Source organism: Streptomyces sp. NBC_01426 (assembly GCF_036231985.1).
GTDB lineage: Bacteria > Actinomycetota > Actinomycetes > Streptomycetales > Streptomycetaceae > Streptomyces.
The window spans coordinates 665276-682564 of sequence record NZ_CP109502.1; the positions used below are offsets into that span (position 1 = coordinate 665276).

Annotated in this window: 23 protein-coding genes; 21 read left to right on the plus strand and 2 right to left on the minus strand. The window is 69.2% G+C overall.

The window, feature by feature from the left end; translation table 11 throughout:
• Positions 1-27 precede the first annotated feature (27 nt).
• Together OG906_RS41730 and OG906_RS41735 are read right to left on the minus strand one after the other, a co-directional pair.
• Positions 28-1032 (minus strand): aldo/keto reductase, encoded by a 1005-nt coding sequence (locus OG906_RS41730; RefSeq protein WP_006379101.1) that lies wholly within the window; start codon positions 1030-1032, stop codon positions 28-30.
• Positions 1032-1484, minus strand: coding sequence for an ATP-binding protein (locus OG906_RS41735; protein ID WP_190148959.1), 453 nt, complete (start codon positions 1482-1484; stop codon positions 1032-1034). The genes OG906_RS41730 and OG906_RS41735 overlap by 1 nt, the downstream gene beginning before the upstream one ends.
• 574 nt (positions 1485-2058) lie before the next feature.
• Here OG906_RS41735 and OG906_RS41740 point away from each other — a divergent pair.
• The 21 genes from OG906_RS41740 (at position 2059) to OG906_RS41840 (ending at position 17274) form a co-directional block, all read left to right on the plus strand.
• A complete protein-coding gene (locus OG906_RS41740) occupies positions 2059-2412 on the plus strand; it encodes a hypothetical protein (protein ID WP_229878022.1) in 354 nt (117 codons plus the stop codon).
• Entirely contained in the window at positions 2405-2530 is a 126-nt protein-coding gene (locus tag OG906_RS41745; protein ID WP_329449031.1) for a hypothetical protein, read from the plus strand. The genes OG906_RS41740 and OG906_RS41745 overlap by 8 nt, the downstream gene beginning before the upstream one ends.
• A 167-nt stretch (positions 2531-2697) precedes the next feature.
• Complete coding sequence (locus tag OG906_RS41750) at positions 2698-2997, plus strand: helix-turn-helix domain-containing protein (protein WP_006378966.1); 300 nt, start codon at positions 2698-2700, stop codon at positions 2995-2997.
• Between the two features lie 206 nt (positions 2998-3203).
• Positions 3204-3530 carry a hypothetical protein gene (locus OG906_RS41755; protein WP_329449030.1) on the plus strand — a complete coding sequence of 109 codons (327 nt, stop codon included), beginning with the start codon at positions 3204-3206 and terminating at the stop codon, positions 3528-3530.
• A 108-nt stretch (positions 3531-3638) separates the two neighbouring features.
• Entirely contained in the window at positions 3639-3830 is a 192-nt protein-coding gene (locus OG906_RS41760) for a DUF5999 family protein (RefSeq protein ID WP_006378574.1), read from the plus strand.
• A gap of 32 nt (positions 3831-3862) precedes the next feature.
• Positions 3863-4465, plus strand: coding sequence for a hypothetical protein (locus tag OG906_RS41765; RefSeq protein WP_329449029.1), 603 nt, complete (start codon positions 3863-3865; stop codon positions 4463-4465).
• Between the two features lie 171 nt (positions 4466-4636).
• The gene (locus OG906_RS41770; protein ID WP_212728754.1) at positions 4637-6460 is read left to right on the plus strand and encodes a glycoside hydrolase family 15 protein; all 1824 of its coding nucleotides are present in this window, start codon (positions 4637-4639) and stop codon (positions 6458-6460) included.
• The gene (locus OG906_RS41775) at positions 6457-6951 is read left to right on the plus strand and encodes a hypothetical protein (protein ID WP_329449028.1); all 495 of its coding nucleotides are present in this window, start codon (positions 6457-6459) and stop codon (positions 6949-6951) included. The genes OG906_RS41770 and OG906_RS41775 overlap by 4 nt, the downstream gene beginning before the upstream one ends.
• Positions 6933-8267 (plus strand): sensor histidine kinase, encoded by a 1335-nt coding sequence (locus OG906_RS41780; protein ID WP_212728756.1) that lies wholly within the window; start codon positions 6933-6935, stop codon positions 8265-8267. The genes OG906_RS41775 and OG906_RS41780 overlap by 19 nt, the downstream gene beginning before the upstream one ends.
• Positions 8260-8697, plus strand: a complete 438-nt coding sequence (locus tag OG906_RS41785) for a roadblock/LC7 domain-containing protein (protein ID WP_249938710.1) — start codon at positions 8260-8262, stop codon at positions 8695-8697. The genes OG906_RS41780 and OG906_RS41785 overlap by 8 nt, the downstream gene beginning before the upstream one ends.
• Positions 8698-8723: 26 nt before the next feature.
• Positions 8724-9050 carry a DUF742 domain-containing protein gene (locus tag OG906_RS41790; protein ID WP_212728929.1) on the plus strand — a complete coding sequence of 109 codons (327 nt, stop codon included), beginning with the start codon at positions 8724-8726 and terminating at the stop codon, positions 9048-9050.
• Positions 9031-9630, plus strand: coding sequence for a GTP-binding protein (locus tag OG906_RS41795; RefSeq protein WP_212728757.1), 600 nt, complete (start codon positions 9031-9033; stop codon positions 9628-9630). Before OG906_RS41790 ends, OG906_RS41795 begins: the two co-directional genes overlap by 20 nt.
• Positions 9627-10877, plus strand: a complete 1251-nt coding sequence (locus OG906_RS41800; protein WP_212728758.1) for a cytochrome P450 — start codon at positions 9627-9629, stop codon at positions 10875-10877. The genes OG906_RS41795 and OG906_RS41800 overlap by 4 nt, the downstream gene beginning before the upstream one ends.
• Positions 10874-12109: a cytochrome P450 family protein gene (locus OG906_RS41805; RefSeq protein ID WP_329449027.1), complete on the plus strand. Its 1236-nt coding sequence runs from the start codon at positions 10874-10876 to the stop codon at positions 12107-12109. Before OG906_RS41800 ends, OG906_RS41805 begins: the two co-directional genes overlap by 4 nt.
• Before the next feature lie 105 nt (positions 12110-12214).
• Positions 12215-12706, plus strand: a complete 492-nt coding sequence (locus OG906_RS41810; RefSeq protein WP_190148949.1) for a LuxR C-terminal-related transcriptional regulator — start codon at positions 12215-12217, stop codon at positions 12704-12706.
• A gap of 77 nt (positions 12707-12783) precedes the next feature.
• A complete protein-coding gene (locus OG906_RS41815) occupies positions 12784-13341 on the plus strand; it encodes a hypothetical protein (protein WP_329449026.1) in 558 nt (185 codons plus the stop codon).
• Positions 13342-13613: 272 nt separating this feature from the next.
• A complete protein-coding gene (locus tag OG906_RS41820) occupies positions 13614-13892 on the plus strand; it encodes a hypothetical protein (protein ID WP_234481278.1) in 279 nt (92 codons plus the stop codon).
• 74 nt (positions 13893-13966) lie between these two features.
• The gene (locus OG906_RS41825; protein WP_006378936.1) at positions 13967-14569 is read left to right on the plus strand and encodes a hypothetical protein; all 603 of its coding nucleotides are present in this window, start codon (positions 13967-13969) and stop codon (positions 14567-14569) included.
• A gap of 328 nt (positions 14570-14897) precedes the next feature.
• Positions 14898-15515, plus strand: coding sequence for a DUF6624 domain-containing protein (locus OG906_RS41830; RefSeq protein WP_052350916.1), 618 nt, complete (start codon positions 14898-14900; stop codon positions 15513-15515).
• Positions 15512-16441 (plus strand): endonuclease/exonuclease/phosphatase family protein, encoded by a 930-nt coding sequence (locus OG906_RS41835; protein WP_329449025.1) that lies wholly within the window; start codon positions 15512-15514, stop codon positions 16439-16441. The genes OG906_RS41830 and OG906_RS41835 overlap by 4 nt, the downstream gene beginning before the upstream one ends.
• Positions 16438-17274 carry an endonuclease/exonuclease/phosphatase family protein gene (locus tag OG906_RS41840; RefSeq protein WP_006378895.1) on the plus strand — a complete coding sequence of 279 codons (837 nt, stop codon included), beginning with the start codon at positions 16438-16440 and terminating at the stop codon, positions 17272-17274. The genes OG906_RS41835 and OG906_RS41840 overlap by 4 nt, the downstream gene beginning before the upstream one ends.
• Positions 17275-17289 lie beyond the last annotated feature (15 nt).

Sequence of the window (17289 nt, forward strand, 5' to 3'; positions counted from 1 at the left end):
CGGCAACGGCCCGGCAGCGCTGGCCCATCACAGTCCGGTGCCGGCCGCCAGCCTCTCCTTCGGCTTCGGGTGCATCTGCGCGCGGACTCGGGCGTACGCGTCGTCGAGCAGCCGCAGCTCGACGGCCGTGAGGACGGGTCCGGAAAGAGACCCGAAGCTCTCTTCGAGCTGAGCCTCACTGGTGAAGCCGACGACCGTGGCACAGTGGCCGGCGCGCTGAACGCCAGACAGCAACGCGAGCCGGGTCAGCGTTCCCGGAGTGTCACCGAATCTGGCGTACAGCGACTCAAGCCCACAGGGTGCCTTCTCGGCGCCGGCCGGAGCGAGAGCGTTCCGGAGACCCAGGGCCTTCGGCGCCGCGAGGATCACGCCGACCCCGTGGCGTGCCGTGAAGGCGAAGAGGTCTTCGCCTTCCAGCGTGATGGTCGGCGTCAGGGCGTTGCATCGAGTCCAGATGACGTTCGGTCTGATGAGCCGGAAGAGGTGGAGGAATCGCTCGGCGCAGGCGGCGCGTTCGGCGGGAGTCGCTTCGGCGGGCGTGTATGGCCCCCGCATTCCGATGGCCTTGATGGCGCCGACTTCCCGCAGGGTGTGCATCTGATCGATTGCGGTGCCCAGGTAGCGGTCTTGAGGGCCGAAGTCCCACGAGTCCAGGGTGTAGAGGTCCAGCTCCTCGGCGTAGAGGTTCTCCAGTGTCTGCTGCAGCTGGTGGTGGATGTGCCGGTCGGCGTAGGCGTGCGGCGCGGAGCCTCGGATCTTCCCGACCTTGCTGCTGATCAGGAAAGTCTGATCCGGATACTCCCTCAGCAGGCGCCCCAGCATTCGTTCGGCCCGCCCGGCTCCGTAGGAGTCCGCTGCGTCGAAGAGGTTGGCGCCGAGCTCCACGGCGCGGCGCAGGCCGTCGAGGAAGGGACCATCGTCCTCGCCGCGGGTGGGGCTCCCCGCCAGTCCGACGGCGCCGAGGTTGACGCCCAGGGGATGAGCTAAGAGGCCCTGTCCCAGATGACGACTCATGGTGTCCAAGTCGGTCATCAGCGAGATCCTTCCCGCGTCAGCACAGCGATGACGATCTTTCCGTTCGCGGTTTCCTCGACCGACCAGGTGTTGGCGAGGTTCTGGACGATGAACAATCCGCGTCCGCATGTGGCCGCGGTGTCCGGCTCCACGGACGAGTTGCGCGGGTGTGAGGGGAGGACGCCGGTGTCATGACCCAGGTCGACGACGCCCAGCGCCGTGCCAAGTTCGTAGACCTCGATCCTTATGAGGACCGCGCCGCGGCCGTGCTTGACGGCGTTGGCAATGAGTTCACTTGCGACCAGCTTGGCGTCATCGAGCTGTCCCTCGTCGACATCGTCCAGGAAGCTGGTGAGCGCAACGCGTGCGGTGCGTTGCGGGGCCGGAAGTCCTGCAAGCTCGACATCGCAGTGGTCTAGCAGATTTCCGAGGCTCTGGTCATGGACCAGCTCGGCGGTAGTCGGAGGCAACCTCGTCTCCTCGTGATCGAGACGCCCTGCGGCGCGGCCGGAATCGACCCACCTCCACCGTGACGGAACACGGCAGGCATCGGTACGCCAAACCGCGGCCACTTCTGTGTCACTTCGCCCGCCGCCCGTCGCTGCGCCGCACCCATGACGATGGATAAAGCAGACCAAAACACCCTCGGTTTGTGCTCGTGCCGCGGGTGAAGTGGCCCACAAGTGGCCGCGGTTTGGCGTACCGCTGTCCCGCCGGTTCCGTCACCGTGGAGTGACGCCAGCGACCGCGGTCCCGGAGCCACCGGATCACGGGCCGCTGTCTGGGCGGTCAGCTCCTTCCCGGGCCGTCCAGATCGGTTCCGCGCACGCCTGACAGTCGTGGGACCTGTCCCTGTTCTGGTGCCGCGCCGGCCTCCCCCGCTACGGCACGGCACCAGAACCCCCTCTCACGATTCACCCGAGCGGTCTTCTCGTCTGGAGAGCAGTTCACATGAACTTACGGAGTCACCACCTGTGGCATGTCGCGATCGGTGAACCGCCGCCGGGTGCGCTCCCGCGAGCCCACGACACTGTGCGTGTGGGAATGGCTCTGGGGCTGCCCGCAATCGACGCCCTCGTGGCCGACGGCACGGGGGTTGGCCCGCTGAAGTACTGCCTCGGCCACCAAAGCCTTCTGGTGCCGGTGGAGGCCGGCACATTCCACCGGTGGGGGGCCGCCCACTCCGACTGCGTGCCCGGTACCAGGACCGGGCGGTGGGTCTGCGACGGGTACGGCGGCCGCGGCTGTACGGGCCTGTGGGTGACCCGGCCGGAGCCGGTAGCTGTGTCCACCACCCCGGCGGCTGCGCTGCACGAGGCGCTCAGCCGTACCAGGGACCGCATGCGGGCGCCGCGCGGAACGCCCGTCCCGCAGCGCCGGGAAGTCTGCCGTGCCTAGTCCTTGGCGGCCACGCCGACGGGCCTGGTGCCCCAACTACCAATGCCTGCGCGCGCTCACCTTCGCCCTCGTGCTGGTCACGATCGCCTACGCCGGATCCACGCCGAGGCTGCGGTGACCAGCACCGGACTGATCATCATCAGTCTGATCGTCGGAGCCATGGCCGTCCTCGTCGTCCGAGGACAGAGAACGAGCCGGCAGCCCCGGCCGGGGCCTACCGACACCCGGTCATCTGTGCCACGCGACCAGTCCTGAACCGCTCGGCCACACCACGCAAGGACGATCATGTTTGACCTCCTCTCACCGCCCACCGAAGTGCCCCAGGCACCTGCCGGGATCGTGTTGGGCGTGTACCTGCGCGGTCTGCGTGAGGCGAAGGGCACCACGCTGCAGGACGCGGCCCGCGTAGCGGGGGCGTCGGTCTCGGCTGTCAGCCGGTGGGAGCGCGCCGAGTACCCCATCCCACTCGGCGCATTGAGGACGCTGCTGCGCCACTTCGGCGTGACGGGGAAGCACGCCGACTACCTGGCGGTCCCCTCCCGCAACGGTCGCCTTGGCGCTTGGCCCACGGGGAGGTTGTCGTGATCACTCTCGTCCCGCCGATTCTCGGCGCCCTGTTCGGTGGCGACGTTCGCGCAGCCAGCTCGACCGGCCGACGGCCTGCGTCTCGGCTGTTTCGCCTCGGGCGGCCCCTACGTAGCGGCGGCGCCATCGTTGTACCCCTGATCGACCAGGTGCTGGGAGATCCCTCCCAACCTCTTCCCCGTTGCCAGGGCGAGGTCGACCAGATAGTGGCCGTATTCCGTGAGCATCTGCCGGCGCTGGCGCTGGCAGCGGGCGGGCCGCGTCGGCTCGCGCTCCTCGCCAGCGCCGCCCCGACCGACTACATGGGCTCGCGGGTGCACCTGATCCTGCTGGCCGAAACCGCACAACACCTCATAGCGCAGTCCGCAGTCGACCACCCCACGAGCGGGGCGCGCGCCGCCGCACGGCAGTACACCCCCGTGAACGCCGTACGCCAGCGCCCGCCCTCGGGCTCCGAGTCCTATCCCGAAGGCACCCGGTGCCACCCCGTCACCGCAGCCTCCGGAAGACCGGAGCGAGGCGCAGGGCCGTAGTGCTGCTGCCTCCCGGCTGCCGTGGTGAGTGCTCCCCCACGGCAGCCGGTCCCTCTGCCGGATAGCCAATCGCTCCTCCCCCAATGCCGATTCTTCCGAGGACTCACCATGTGCCAGCACAAGCCCACCTGTCCCTCCGCCGAGGCCGCGGACCGCGAGGCCGCCGTCGTGGTCGCGGCCCACCCGGAACAGGGCTGGAGCCGGTTGTGCAACGGTGTCCTCCTCTTCGAAGACACCGGCGAGATCCTTCCCAACGGCAAGATCGTCGCTCCGCACCGGTTGACGAGCGCCGCAGCATGAACAGGACCCAGCACGAACAAGGGGGTCTTCCGGTGCCGTACATCGCCGCGTGGAGCGGGGAAAATCACCGGACTCCCGCCGTGGTGCGTCACCCGAGCGGGCGAGGTATCGGCTTCGCGGGCGAGATGCCTTACGACCGCGACGCGGACGGGGTGCTGTGGGTCAGGCAGTCCATCGCCCCCGGATCGGGCCGAGCGCTGTTCCCGAAGGTCCACGTGCTTCGCCAACGGCGTGCGGTGAGCCGGATGCTGTGCCAAGTCTGCGGCGCCGACACCCTGGAGCAGGATCCGGAGCGGCAGCTCTTCGTTCTCAAGCAAGTCGGTCAGCCGGTGGCTGAGGGGGAGCTGACCACCGCTGCCCCAGTCTGCCCACCGTGTGCGCTCATCGCGGTCAAGCACTGCCCGCACCTGCGCGAACACGTGGCCGCCTGGGTCGAACGGCCGCTGGCCTGGGGTGTCGCCGGCATCCTCTACGACCCGCGGACACTGCTCATGGTCCCTGGTAAGGACGTCGTCAAGGTCTCCTACGAAGACCCCGCACTCCCCTGGCTGCTGGCGAGCCGTCAAGTGCTGTCGCTCCAGGGCTGCACCGCCGTCGATCTGAACGACCTTCGAGTGAAGGCTGTGGCTCGATGAACTCAGCGCTGCCGGCCGCGGCCGCTCGAAGCCGGCCCCGCCCTCCGTGCCTTCAGGTTTGTCGTTCGCGCGGGTCGTGGCGCTGAGCGAGCCCCTCCCGTACCCGCCCCTGTTCCCCACCTTGCCTCGCAAGACCTCGGGAGCACCCGCACCTATCGAGACGGATATTCCATGGCTGGGCGTATCGAGGACTACGCACTCATCGGAGACATGCAGACGGCCGCCCTGATCTGCCGGGACGGCAGCATCGACTGGCTCTGCTTGCCGCGCTTCGACTCCTCCTCTGTTTTCACCCGCCTCCTGGGAACCGGGGATCACGGCTACTGGCAGATCGGCCCCGCCCGCCCCGACGGCGCCCAGGCCCCGAATGCGGACCGACGCGGCTACCGCGGCGACGCCCTCATCCTCGAATCCGAGTGGGACACCCCGACCGGCAGCATCCGTGTCACTGACCTCATGCCTCCCCGTGACGGCCACAGCCCGCAGCTCATCCGGATCGTTGAAGGGATCAGCGGCACGGTTGAAGTCGCATCCGCCTGGTGCCCGCGCTTCGGATACGGAAAGCACCGGCCCTGGATCTACGAACATCAGGGCCGCACCGTTGCCATCGACGGGCCGGACGCCCTCTGGCTGGACGCCACGGTGGAGACTGTCCAAAAGGAAGACGCCCTGGTCAGCCACTTCACCGTCAGCGCCGGCGATACGGTGAATTTTGCCCTCAGCTGGCACTCCTCCCACCACCTCACGACACCGGAAATCCCGGATACCTGGGCTGCGTTGGAGGCCACCGAAGAGTTCTGGCGGGAGTGGGTCGCGCGGTGCACCTACGACGGCCCGTACCGTGATGCGGTCGTCCGCTCTTTGATCACGCTGAAGGCCATGACGTACGCGCCGACCGGCGCGATCGTCGCCGCCGTGACCACCTCTCTCCCCGAGACGATCGGCGGCGTACGCAACTGGGACTACCGCTACACCTGGCTCCGCGACGCTTCGATCACCCTGTCCGCCTTGCTGCGTACCGGCTACCGCGAGGAGGCCGAGGCGTGGCGGCAGTGGCTCCGGCGGGCCGTGGCCGGCAACCCTGACGACATTCAGATCATGTACTCGATCCTGGGCGAGCGGAATCTGCCCGAGCGGGAGTTGCCCTGGCTGCCCGGGTACGAGGGCTCCACGCCGGTTCGAGTAGGCAACGACGCTGCCGACCAACTCCAGCTCGATGTTCCCGGCGAGGTCATCGACACGCTGTATCTGGCCCATATGCACGGCATCGCCCGGTGCGAGCGCACCGCGACCCTGCACCTCGGGCTCGTCGACTACCTCAAGCGGCGCTGGCAGGAGCCGGATGACGGCATCTGGGAAGTGCGCGGCGGACGACGCCACTTCGTGCACTCCAAGATCATGGCCTGGGTCGCGGTCGACCGCACGGTGCGCCTGGTGGAGGCTGGCGTCCTCGACGCTGACCTGGCCGAGCTGGCCGAGCTCCGCGACGCCATCCACGCCGAGGTGTGCCAGAAGGGCTACGACTCCGAGCGGAACACGTTCACCCAGTCCTATGGATCCACCGAATTGGACGCGGCCCTGCTGCTGCTCCCGCGCACCGGGTTCCTCCCGCCGGACGACCCGCGGGTTATCGGCACGGTCGCCGCGGTACGCGGCGAGCTCTCGACGGACGATGGCCTGGTCCACCGCTATCCGACCGACGGCAACCAAGTGGGAGTCGACGGCCTTGCGGGTGACGAGGGGAGCTTCCTGCTCTGCTCCTTCTGGATGGTCGACGCCCTCGCGCTCACCGGCCAGCTGGAGGAAGCGCGGGCCCTGTTCGAGCAGCTGCTCGCGCTGTGCAATGACGTCGGCCTGCTCGCCGAGGAGTACGACGTGGCGTCCGGCCGCCAGCTGGGGAATTTCCCCCAGGCCTTCTCGATGATCGGCCTGATCGAGAGTGCCGTCCTGATGAGCGAGCTGGAGCGGACGGCTAGGCCGGTGATCGCCGCATGAACACGGTGCCCGCGATCGCGGACCTCTTCCCGGACACGATCACCGCCGACGCTCCGGTCGCTGTCGAGATCGGCCGCGACTGTGACACCGCGGCGATGCCCGAGCTGGCGGCACGCCGGATTCTCTCCCTGCTGGGTCACATCAACCCGCACCCGGTGGGCGCCGCGATGGCCCGCGGGAACGAGTGGGTACTGATCCTGCCGCCCCATTCCGGCCGCGGAATGTGCTGGCCCTGGCCGGTAGACCACCGCGACAGCGGAGTTCTGGCCGTGCCCCCGCTGAGCTCCGGCCCGGCCGAGGATCTCCACTGGGCCCGACTCGGCAACAACGAGGGCCGCGTCTACTCCGCGCCCCTGCCGCTGTATGCGTCCCTACCGCTGCTCACAGCACTTCGACCACAACCCGAAGCACGCCGCCTCAGCCTTGCCCCCGCTCGTTCACAGTCGACCCCCACTTCGCGCGAGGACCTCACATGCTCGATTCGCTGGTGACCGCGACCGCACTGCTCGGTGGCGGATTCGCCACCACATCGATGGGCCTCATAGTGCAGGCCCGCAGAAAGCGGGCCCTGGCCGCCCGGGTCACACCCCTGGAAGCCCAGCGGGATTCCGCGCTCGCATACGCCGCCGCGATGGAGGCGGAATCGAAGCATTTCGCTGAGGTGCGGATGCCCGCGTTGGTGGACGCCCTCGCCCGCGGACACCGTGGCGTGCCGGTGCCCGGACTCAGCCAGGAGCGTCTCGCCGGCAGTCCCATCGACCACGGCCATCAGACCGTGATGGGGCTGCTCCAGGAGGCCCTCACGGTCACCCGCGATCAGATCGGGCTCTCCGCGCGGTCCTCAGTGCGGGACATCATCGACGAGGCGCAGACGCACCTGCACCGCTGCCAGATGAACGTCGTCGAAGAGATGGACCGCTACCCCCAGGGCACGACGTATCACCAGAGCCTGATGGGCTTCGACCACCTGGTCACCCAGGCCCTGCACACGCTCCAGCGCACGCGCATCCTGGCCGGTTCGTGGCCCGGTCTGCAGCGTGCGGACTGCACCTTCGGCGAGGTCGTCGAATCCGCGCGGGGCCGGATCAACGCCTATCTGCGGGTGAGTTACACCTACGAGCCCGGCAGCGGCGAGACCTGGCTCGAAGGCCGTGTCGTCGAGCCGGTCACGGTGGCGCTCACCGAGCTGCTGTCCAACGCCACCGCGTACTCCGACGGCAAGGTCTTCGTCGAGGTGCAGGCGTTCCAGACGGGGTTCTGCATCGTCGTCGACGACGGCGGCCTGAACATGAACGCCTATCAGCGTGAGGAGGCCGCCCGGAAGTTGTCGCGGCACACCGTGCTGGACGTGACGGCTCTGGAGGACACGCGCCAGCTCGGGTTCGCCGTCATCGGCCGCCTCGCCGGCGAGTACGGCTTCGCCGCCGATGTCACCAGTACGTCCCCGTACGGCGGCGTGCGGGCCGTCCTTCGCATCCCGCGGGAACTCTTCGGACACGGTCCGACCGCAGAGGAGACCCAGGCGGAGCGCCGAGCAGCGGCCACTCGGGCCACAGGCCACGCCTCGGCCTCACCGACCGAGGCTCCCCCGGAAGGGGGCCAGGCCGACCGACAGGGTGAGCCGTCGGACGGCAGTGTCCTGCCGCAGCGGCGCAGGCGCTCGCCCCGTCCCACAGCCCCCGTAGCCACCGGCGCGCCAGCGCCTGCCGAGGACCCGGAGGCGTTCACGCAGGGCTTTGCCCACCTGGCGGAGACCATCCGCGACCACGAGTCCAGCCCCACCGAAGGAGAGCAGTTCCGTGCCTGACCAGCAGCCCACCGCCGACACCCACGACATGTCCTGGGTCCTCAACCGTCTCGCGGAGGAGAAGGGCGTTCTGCACGCCGTCCTCTTCAGCTCCGACGGCATGGTGCTGGCCCACTCGGACGGCGTCCACCGCGATGTGGCCGACCGAGCTGGGGCCAGTTCCTCGAGCATCTTCTCTCTCGGCCGCTCCATCGCCGAGCTCGCCGAAGCGAACGAGGACGAGGACACCCCCCGCAAGGTCATCATCGACCTGCCGAACCGCTGCATCCTCGTCTTCGGAGCCGGGCACAACACCGCGCTGGCTGTATCCGTCACCGCGGAGATGACCGCGCCCGAAGTGGCCGTCGCCTCCGGGGCGACGATCAAGGCCATCAAGGGCCTGGCTCCCGCGCTGTCCGCCCGGGAGCGGACAGCGTACGGAACGTCGTGACCCCCCGCGGCCGGCGGCGCGCCGGGATGGTGCGGCCCTACACCCCGACCGGGGGAAGGGCCGCGCCCACCCGCCGCACCCTGGACCTGGCCACTCTGCTGATCGCCGACCCGGACAAGCCGCTGCACGGCCTGGACGCACACTCCCGCCGGCTGATGCAGCACTGCCTGCCCGGAGTGCTGTCGCTGGCCGAGGTCAGCGCCGACCTGCAACTCCCGGCCGCTGTGACGAAGGTGCTGGTCTCCTCCCTCGTCGACAGCAGCCACCTCGTCAGCCGTGACCCCGTACCCGCCGCTCAGCAGCACGACAGACAGCTGCTGGAGAGGATCCGCAATGCGCTCATCGACCTCTGAGGGCAACTACCTGGCGCCCGGTGTCAGCCACTCGGTGAAGATCGTCGTGCTGGGCCCATTCGCCGTCGGCAAGACCACGTTCGTCGGTGCGGTCTCCGAGATCAGGCCCACGTCAACCGAGGAACGGATGACGAAAGCCGGCGAGATCGTCGACACGCTGCGCGGGTTGTCGGACAAGAACACCACCACGGTCGCGCTCGACTTCGGCCGCCTGACCCTGACCGACGACATCGTGCTCTACATGTTCGGCGGCCCCGGTCAGCCGCGGTTCGACTACATGATCGACGAGCTGATGCAGGGCGCCCTCGGTGGCGTCGTCCTGGTCGACACGGCGCGCATCACCGAGTCCTGGGACGCCATGGGGCGCATGGAAGAAGCCGATCTGCCCTACGTGGTCGCGGTCAATACCTTCGCGGCCTCCCCCCACTACAGCGAAGCCGAACTGCGCAAGGCCCTGGACCTCCACCCGTCCACGCCCCTCGTCGAGTGCGACGTACGGGAAAAGAGCTCGGCGAAGGCTCCGCTGATAGCACTCGTCTCCCACCTGCTGTCCCGTCCCAGCCTGGAGCCCGCCTCATGACATCGCCGCCCCCGCTCTCCGCGAGCGGCTGCCCCATGCTGCACGGGGCCGCTTTCGCCGCCCAGCCTCAAGCCACCTACGACCAACTGCGCAGCCAGGGACCCGTCGGCTGGGCCGAGATCGCCCCCACCGTCCACGCCCTGGTCGTCACACAGCACCGCGCCGCCGTCACCCTCCTGAATGACACGCGCACGTACTCCAAGGACTCCCGCCGCTGGGCAGCCCTGGCCAACGGCGAAGTTCCGGGCGACAGCCCCGTGCTGGGCATGATGGCCTGGCGTCCCTCGGTCCTCTACACCGACGACCAGGAGCACGCCCGCCTGCGCTGGGCGATGGACGACTGCATCGCCCGCATCAGCCCCCACTGGCTCAGGGAGATCACTCAACGCAGCGCCCTGACGCTGATCGCCCGGATCATCGGGGACGGCCAGGCCGACATCATGAGCGACTTCGCCGACATCCTCCCCATGCTGGTGTTCGCCGAACTCCTGGGATGCCCGCCCGAGAAGTCCACCCGCATGGTGCGCGCGTGCCAGGACCTCATCAGCGCCGGCCCCGAAGCGGCCCAGGGCGCAGCCGACTTCGCAGGACTCCTGTACGAGCTCATCCAGATTCGCCGCGCCCAGCCCGGCCAGGACCTCACCTCCTGGATGATCAACCACGCCGCCGCCCTGACGGACGAGGAAGCACTCAACCAGCTGTTCTGCGCCGTCGGCGCCGGCATCATCCCCGCCGCCGCGTGCACCGCCTGGACCCTTCACCTGCTCCTGCGCGACGACGACTACGCCGGCAACCTCGCCGCCGGAACTCTCACCGTGCGCCGCGCCCTGGAGAAGGCACTGTGGCAGCGCCCGCCGATGGCGAACTTCTCCGTCCACTTCGCCCGCCACGACACCTACCTCCACGGGGCGTACGTGCAGGCAGGGACCCCTGTTCTCATCTCCCACGCGGCAGCGAACACCGACCCGGCGCTCCCCGACGACCTCGGGTACGACAACCGCAGCCACCTCGCCTGGTCGGCGGGCCCGCACCGCTGCCCCGCGATCTCCCAGGCGACCACGATCGTCCAGACCGGTGTCGAGACCGTTCTGGACCAGCTCTGGGACATGGAGCTGATCTCCACCGACCCGGAACCCCTCCTGCGGCACGGCCCTTTCCACCAGTGCCCGCAGACGATGCCCGTCAGGTTCCGGCCCAAGTCGCAAGACCGTCTTCCCACCGCCGCTCTCGCAGGAGGTTCCTCGTGACCAGCACCCCCGCCCGGACCGCGACCGTGACACTCGACAGCAGCGGCGGCCGCCGCCTGTTCGCCCAGGCCGACGAGCTTCGGGCGGCCGGCCCGGCCGTCCGGGTCCGCATGCCGGAAGATGTCCCCGCCTGGTCGGTCACCCGCGGAGACGTCGCCAAGCGGCTCCTCACCCATCCCCATGTCTCCAAGGACGCCCGCAAGTCCTGGCCCTCCCACACCCCGGGTTCCATACCGTGGCTCTACGCCTGGGTCGACGTCGTCTCGATGTTCACCTCCGACGGCGACGACCACAAACGCCTGCGCCAACTGGTCAGCCGCGCCTTCACCCCCGGGCGGGTCGAAGCGATGCGCCCGGTCCTCCAGGCCATCGTCACCGACCTCCTCGACACCCTGGCCCACCAGGACCAGACCGCGCCCGTCGATCTGCGCACCCACTTCTCCTACCGGGTGCCCACACGCCTGATCTGCGACCTCTTCGGAGTTCCCGCCGATCAGCGCCCCGAGATGCTCCGCGTCATCGACTCCGTCCTCGCCACCGACGTCACTGCGGAGCAGGCCGAAGCGACCAAGCACGACCTCTACCAGGCCATGCAGACACTCATCGACGTCAAACGGGCCACCCCCGGCGAGGACATGACCAGCCTGCTGCTGGCCGCCCATGAGGAAGACGGTGACCGGCTCAGCCACATCGAGCTGATCTCGACCCTGATCCTGATGATCGGGGCGGGCAGCGAGACCGCCGTCGCCCTCATCAACGCCGCCGTACGCGAGCTCCTCAACCACCCGGACCAGCTGGCGACCGTTCTGGCCGACCCCCGGCGCTGGCGCGACGTCATCGAGGAAGCCCTCCGCCTCCACCCGCCGATCATGCACCTGCCCCTGCGCTACGCCACCAAGGACATCGACCTCGGCGAGGGCGTCATCATCAAGGAAGGCGACGCCATCCTGATCGGCTTCGGCGCCCACGGCCGCGACCCGGGCGTCCACGACGATCCCGAGGCCTTCCGCATCGACCGGGACGACAAGGACCACATGGCCTTCGGCCACGGCATCCACTACTGCCTGGGTGCCCCGCTGGCCAAGCTCGAAGCCGAGGTAGCGCTCCCGGCCCTGTTCGAGCGGTTCCCCCAGATCGCCCTGGCCTGCAAGGTCGAGGACCTCGAGCCGCAGCGCTCCTTCATCGGCACCGACGTCACCGCGCTGCCCGTCGTGCTGCACGCCTCGGCGTAGAAGCGGCGCCGCTACCGCGTCGGCGGAGACAGTGCTTGCCGTCCCCGCCGGCGCACCTCCACCACCCCGCGTTCGTCACACAACATCGCCGACCCAGGACTCCACATGACCACCGCCCTGCCCGCCACGACCCTCACTGCTGACCAGCGGCGCGTCGCCGCGCGACTCGTCTACGGCGTGTCCAACAAGGCGATCGCCAGCCAGGTCTGCCTGTCCGTGGATGGCGTGGCCAGCCACCTCGGTGCGGCCCGCAAGAAGATGGGCTGCCCGGGATCTTCGCGCGCCGTCCTCGTCCACACCCTTCTCGCCGCCCGGGAGGTTCCCCCACCGGCCGGCAGCGGGACGGTTCCGGCGTTCACCAAGCACGAAGTGACGGTCATACGGGCCATCGCCAAGCACACCCTCAACGCCGACATCGGGAATGCCATCGGTGTGCCGGCCGACGACGTGCGCGCCGAAATCGACGCCACCGTGGACAAAGGGAACGCCCGCAACGCAACCCACCTGGTCGGGCTGGCACACACGTGGGGCATTCTCGGCACCTCGGACACTCAGCCCGAGACCGAAGCAACGGCTACGGCGGAGCCCGCCCGATGAGCGCCCAGGGCAGCTTCCATGACGGCGACCGGCGACAATCTCCGACGGGCCGTAGGCCCACGGCGCCCGTATACGAGGTGCTGCCGATCAACACCGACGCCGCTCGCGCTGAAGCCGCGGCCCTGGCCACAGACCGCGCCCACCTGCTCGCTGGACAGGGCATAACCGTCTCCGCCGATCGCGCCAATGCCCTTCTCCGGGAAGCCGGCGCCCTTGGGTTCTACGAGGGCGGCATCCTCGTCGGCGCTCTTGTCCTGCACAGAGATCCGGATATGCGGCACTGGGGCGCCGACGGCCGCGATCCGGGACTTCTGGTCTCCCTTGACCCGGTGACGGCCGGGTCGAGCCAGGTCGGACGGATGATGACCCTGTGGCTTGCCGATTACGCGGCCAACAGCCGGCTGATGTGGATCTGGTGCGATGTTCCGTGCCAGCCCGGAGCCGCCGATGAGGCAGCCCAGTGGTTACTGAAGTACCTGTGCGACCTCGGGTGGGAGACCCGATCGCCGACCAGTCGGAGTCCGACCGGTGAACGCGTCGTCCGTCTGCGGCTGCGCGCCCACGCCAGACCCGCGCTGACAGAGGCGATCTACGATCCGCACGCAGTCGGGCCCCCGGCGGTGAAGGCGCTATGACGGCGCTTCACCTCGTCCGCCCAAACCCGCTCCGAGAACCTCCACGCGCTGTCGCTGCTGCGCTCCTGCAGCCCCGATCCCACAAGGACACATTGATGCGCTTGACGTCCTCCCCGTACGAATCCCCGTCCCTCACCTTGCCGCCGTGGGTACCGCCGCCTGGCGGCCTACGTACCTGGGGGTGCGGCGAGCACTTCGACGCCGTACGGCTCCCGGCAACCCTCGCACCTCCGCTGATCGCCTTACTACAGGCCGCCGGTGGGCACGGGCCGGTGCTCGCCGACCCCTACAGCGGCAGCTGGCACATCCTCCTCGACCCCGACACCGTCCGCCCCGGGCCGTGGGCCCGTCACGGGATACGCCTTCTGCGGCCCGGCACCCGCCTCACGATCCCCGCCGCACAAGTCACCGCCGGCACCGACCTGCACTGGCACACCCCGCCCGGCGCCGGCTACACCCACGCCGAGCTGCTCAACGGCGCGCTCACCGCTCCGTCCGGCCTCACCAGCACCCCGCGCCGCGCCGCCCCGCGCCCCAGGGCCAGCCGGTGACCAACAACGCCTCCATAGGTGCACCCGGCACCCTCCTCGGGCCTGCGCCAAGCCCTCATTCCGCCGGAAGCTCCGTGCACCCCACCACACCTCCGTACCTGATCCGTCACCTGGACGGACGTACCGAATACGAAGTGCTCAGCGCCCAGGTCATGACTTGGCGCCGAGAGCGCGAGCTGCCCGCGGAGAGCGCCCGGCCGATACTCGATTCCTTGCGCGACGAGCGCGAGATGGCCGTCCTTGTAGACACCGACGACAACGCCTTCGTCGCCTGCCTCCAACTCGATCGGACCGCTCTGGCCGCGCCGCCGTGGACGGACTCCGACACCGCTCAGCCGACACTGGCGTTGTCCTGCGCCGCTGCCGCCCCAGGCGTCGGCTACAGGATCGGCTGGCTCCTGACGATCTGGGCCCGCCATTACGCCGCCCTGTGTGACTACACCCGGGTGGCGTGCACCGTCCCCCTTCGCCACCACCGTGACTCCGCCGGCGAGCGCCTCATCGGTCATCTGGTGGACGAGTGCGGGTGGAACCGTCACCGGTCGGCGGGCCCGCCCGACGGACTGGTCGTCCTGCTGACCGCAGATGCGTGCCGCGCGGACAGTCTCGACGCCTTCATCACCACGGAGATCCCCGTACTGCCCGCAGTGTCCGCGGAGAAGGAGCCCGCTTCATGAGCAAGGTGACCCTGCCGGACAGGCCGAAAGACGGTCGGGCACTGCGGCGGCACCGCGCGGCCGTCCACTCCAGAGGGGGCGGTGCCGTGAAGACCCGGTTCTCCCTGAGCGGTGACCTCTGGCTACGGGTGTCGCTGCAGCTGACACGTCTTCTGCTCACGGTCCGCGTGCCGCCCCCGGGCTTCCGCGACATAGGGCCCTTCGCCAGCTTCAACACCCCCTCATCCCCCACCATGGCTCCGCTTGCGCGGGCTCAGTGCCGCCACGGGCAGACTGGCAACACAAAGCGCGGCCGTTGGTCGGCAGGACCGTCCAGGCCGGTGACACCGTGAGCGAGCCGTACGAGTCGAGCCCGAGTCACGCCGCGTTCGCTGCCGAACTGCTGAGCCGCGTGGAAATCACCAGAGAGCAGTGGCGCACGCCCGGGCCGGAACGCGTCCGCATGGCAGCAGATGCCCTCGCGGCCACCCAGAAGGCGCAGCAGGACAACGCCGTGGCGCTGCACCGCATCGTGGAGAGTCTCAGGCAGTGGCCGGGGCGCCGGACGGTGGGCCAGAACGCGTGCCAGGCGGCCGTGAGTATCGCGGTCCACTGCGACCACGATCCGGCTTTTCAGCAGAGGCTTCTGCGACTGCTCCAAGTGGCCGTAACAGCGGGTGAAGCCACTCGTGCCCAGCTGGCTCACCTGCACGACCGCTGCCTCGTCAACGCCAGGCAGCCCCAGCTGTACGGCACCCAGCACTGGTACCGCTCTGATGGGCAGCTCCAGCCGCACCCGATCGCCGACCTCGCGCAGCTCGACACCCGAAGGGCCGGCGCTGACCTGCCTCCCTACGCCGAGCAGGCCCGGCACCTCCGCGAGCGCCACGGGCCGCTCGGCTCCTTATCGACCTCCGCTACAGCGGACCCGATCCCCTTCTCCTTGCCCGAGAGGTGCGCGGCATGAACGAATCGATCACCGTTCTGAACTGGAATCTGGAGAAGGGCATCAACCTGGAGGCGGGCGCCCGCTGGGTCCAGGAGCAGCGCCCTGACATCTTCTTCCAACAGGAAGTCCAACCGGACCAGCTCGCCCGGGTGTCGGAACTCCTGGACATGGACGGCCATATCGCTGTCCCGCGACCCGGCAGCTCCAACGACAACGCGATCTTCGTCCGCCGCGATGGACCGCTGGTGTGCACGGAGGAATACCCGCAGGCATGGGCACCCTGGCACGCGCCGGCGAACCTCGCCGTCCGCCTCCGCGACGCTGACGGCACCCTCAGCCCCCGGCAGATCAGCGCCGTCAGCATGCACACCTGCTACTGGTCGCCCGAGCACCGCCTGACCGAGTCCCGCTGGTGCACCACTCTCGCCAAACCCGGCTGGCTGGCCATGATCTTCGGCGACTGGAACAGCTATCGCGTCGGCACGGACATCCGCTGGGACGACTACACCGACCACGCCTTCGTCGCCAACCGCACCTACGACTGCGCCGGCCGGCGGCACACAGACGTGCGCCCCGACCGTGAACTGCTGGCGGCCGGCTACGTCGAGATGGCACGCCACGCCGCCGAGCACCTCGATCAGCCCGAAGCTCTGGCCCCCAGCTCCGGCTACCGCGACCACCCCGGCCGACCGAAAGGCCCCAGGTACTGCATCGACCGCGGATACCTCAGCGCGGAACTCGCCCCAGCCCTGACCAGCTTCACCGTCTGCGACAGCCCTGAATTGCGCCGGCTGTCCGACCACCTGCCTCTGCGTGCCGAGTTCGACTTCGCGCAGATGCGCACCATCCTGCACCGGTCTGCAGCGATGTATCAGCCGCACGACAACCGGCACGCCGCGTCGGTCCGCCGCCGCCACCCGGCGGCTGCCGGCGGTGCGGCATGACCATCACCGTGCGGCTGGGTACGTACAACCTGCTCAACGGCGGCGGTGAACGCTGGCGCGCCCAGGCGGAGTTCCTGCGGGCGCAGAACCTGGACGTCCTGTGCCTGCAGGAGGCGAAGAGGTGGGACGAGGGCGGCTACGCCCGCATGCTCGGCTTCGCCGAACTTCTTGGAATGCAGGCGCAGTTCGCCCCATCGAATAGCCACAACTGCCACCTGGTCACGCTCTACCGGTGGCCCCGCGTGCGGTGCACGGCGTTCCACCTCGATGTCGCAGAAGGCACCTTCCACCACGTCGTCTCGCGGGCCCACCTCACCGTGGATGGCCGCGAACTCACCGTACTCAACACTCACCTGGCGCCCTTCAGCGGCAGCAGCCGCTCCCGCGAAGCCGACTGGCTGACCGAGTACGGCGCCGCCGGCCGGCGCGTCGTCCTGGCCGGAGACCTGAACGTCCAAGGTGTCGTCGACGAGGAGCTGGAGGACTGGGGAGTCATTCCGGCCGAACTGCACTCCCGCCACCGGTCGCAACTGGCCGACGGCAGCTACGGCGGCAGTGACCGCCTGGCGATGGCCAAGCTCGTGCACGCAGGCTTCATCGATCCTGTCGCGGCGCTCGGCATCCCGGTGCCACGCACGGCCGGCTACTGGAGCGACGCCGAGCGGTGGGACCACCGCTCGGATCACATCCTCCTCGCGCCGGACCTCGCTCCCGCCCTCACCGGGTGCGAGGTCCCCGATACCGAGGAAGCCCGGGGCCTGAGCGACCACCTGCCGTTCATCGTCACGCTCGAACTGCCCCAGGCGGATGCAGCTCTCACCCCCGACCGGTGAACCGCGCCGCCGCGC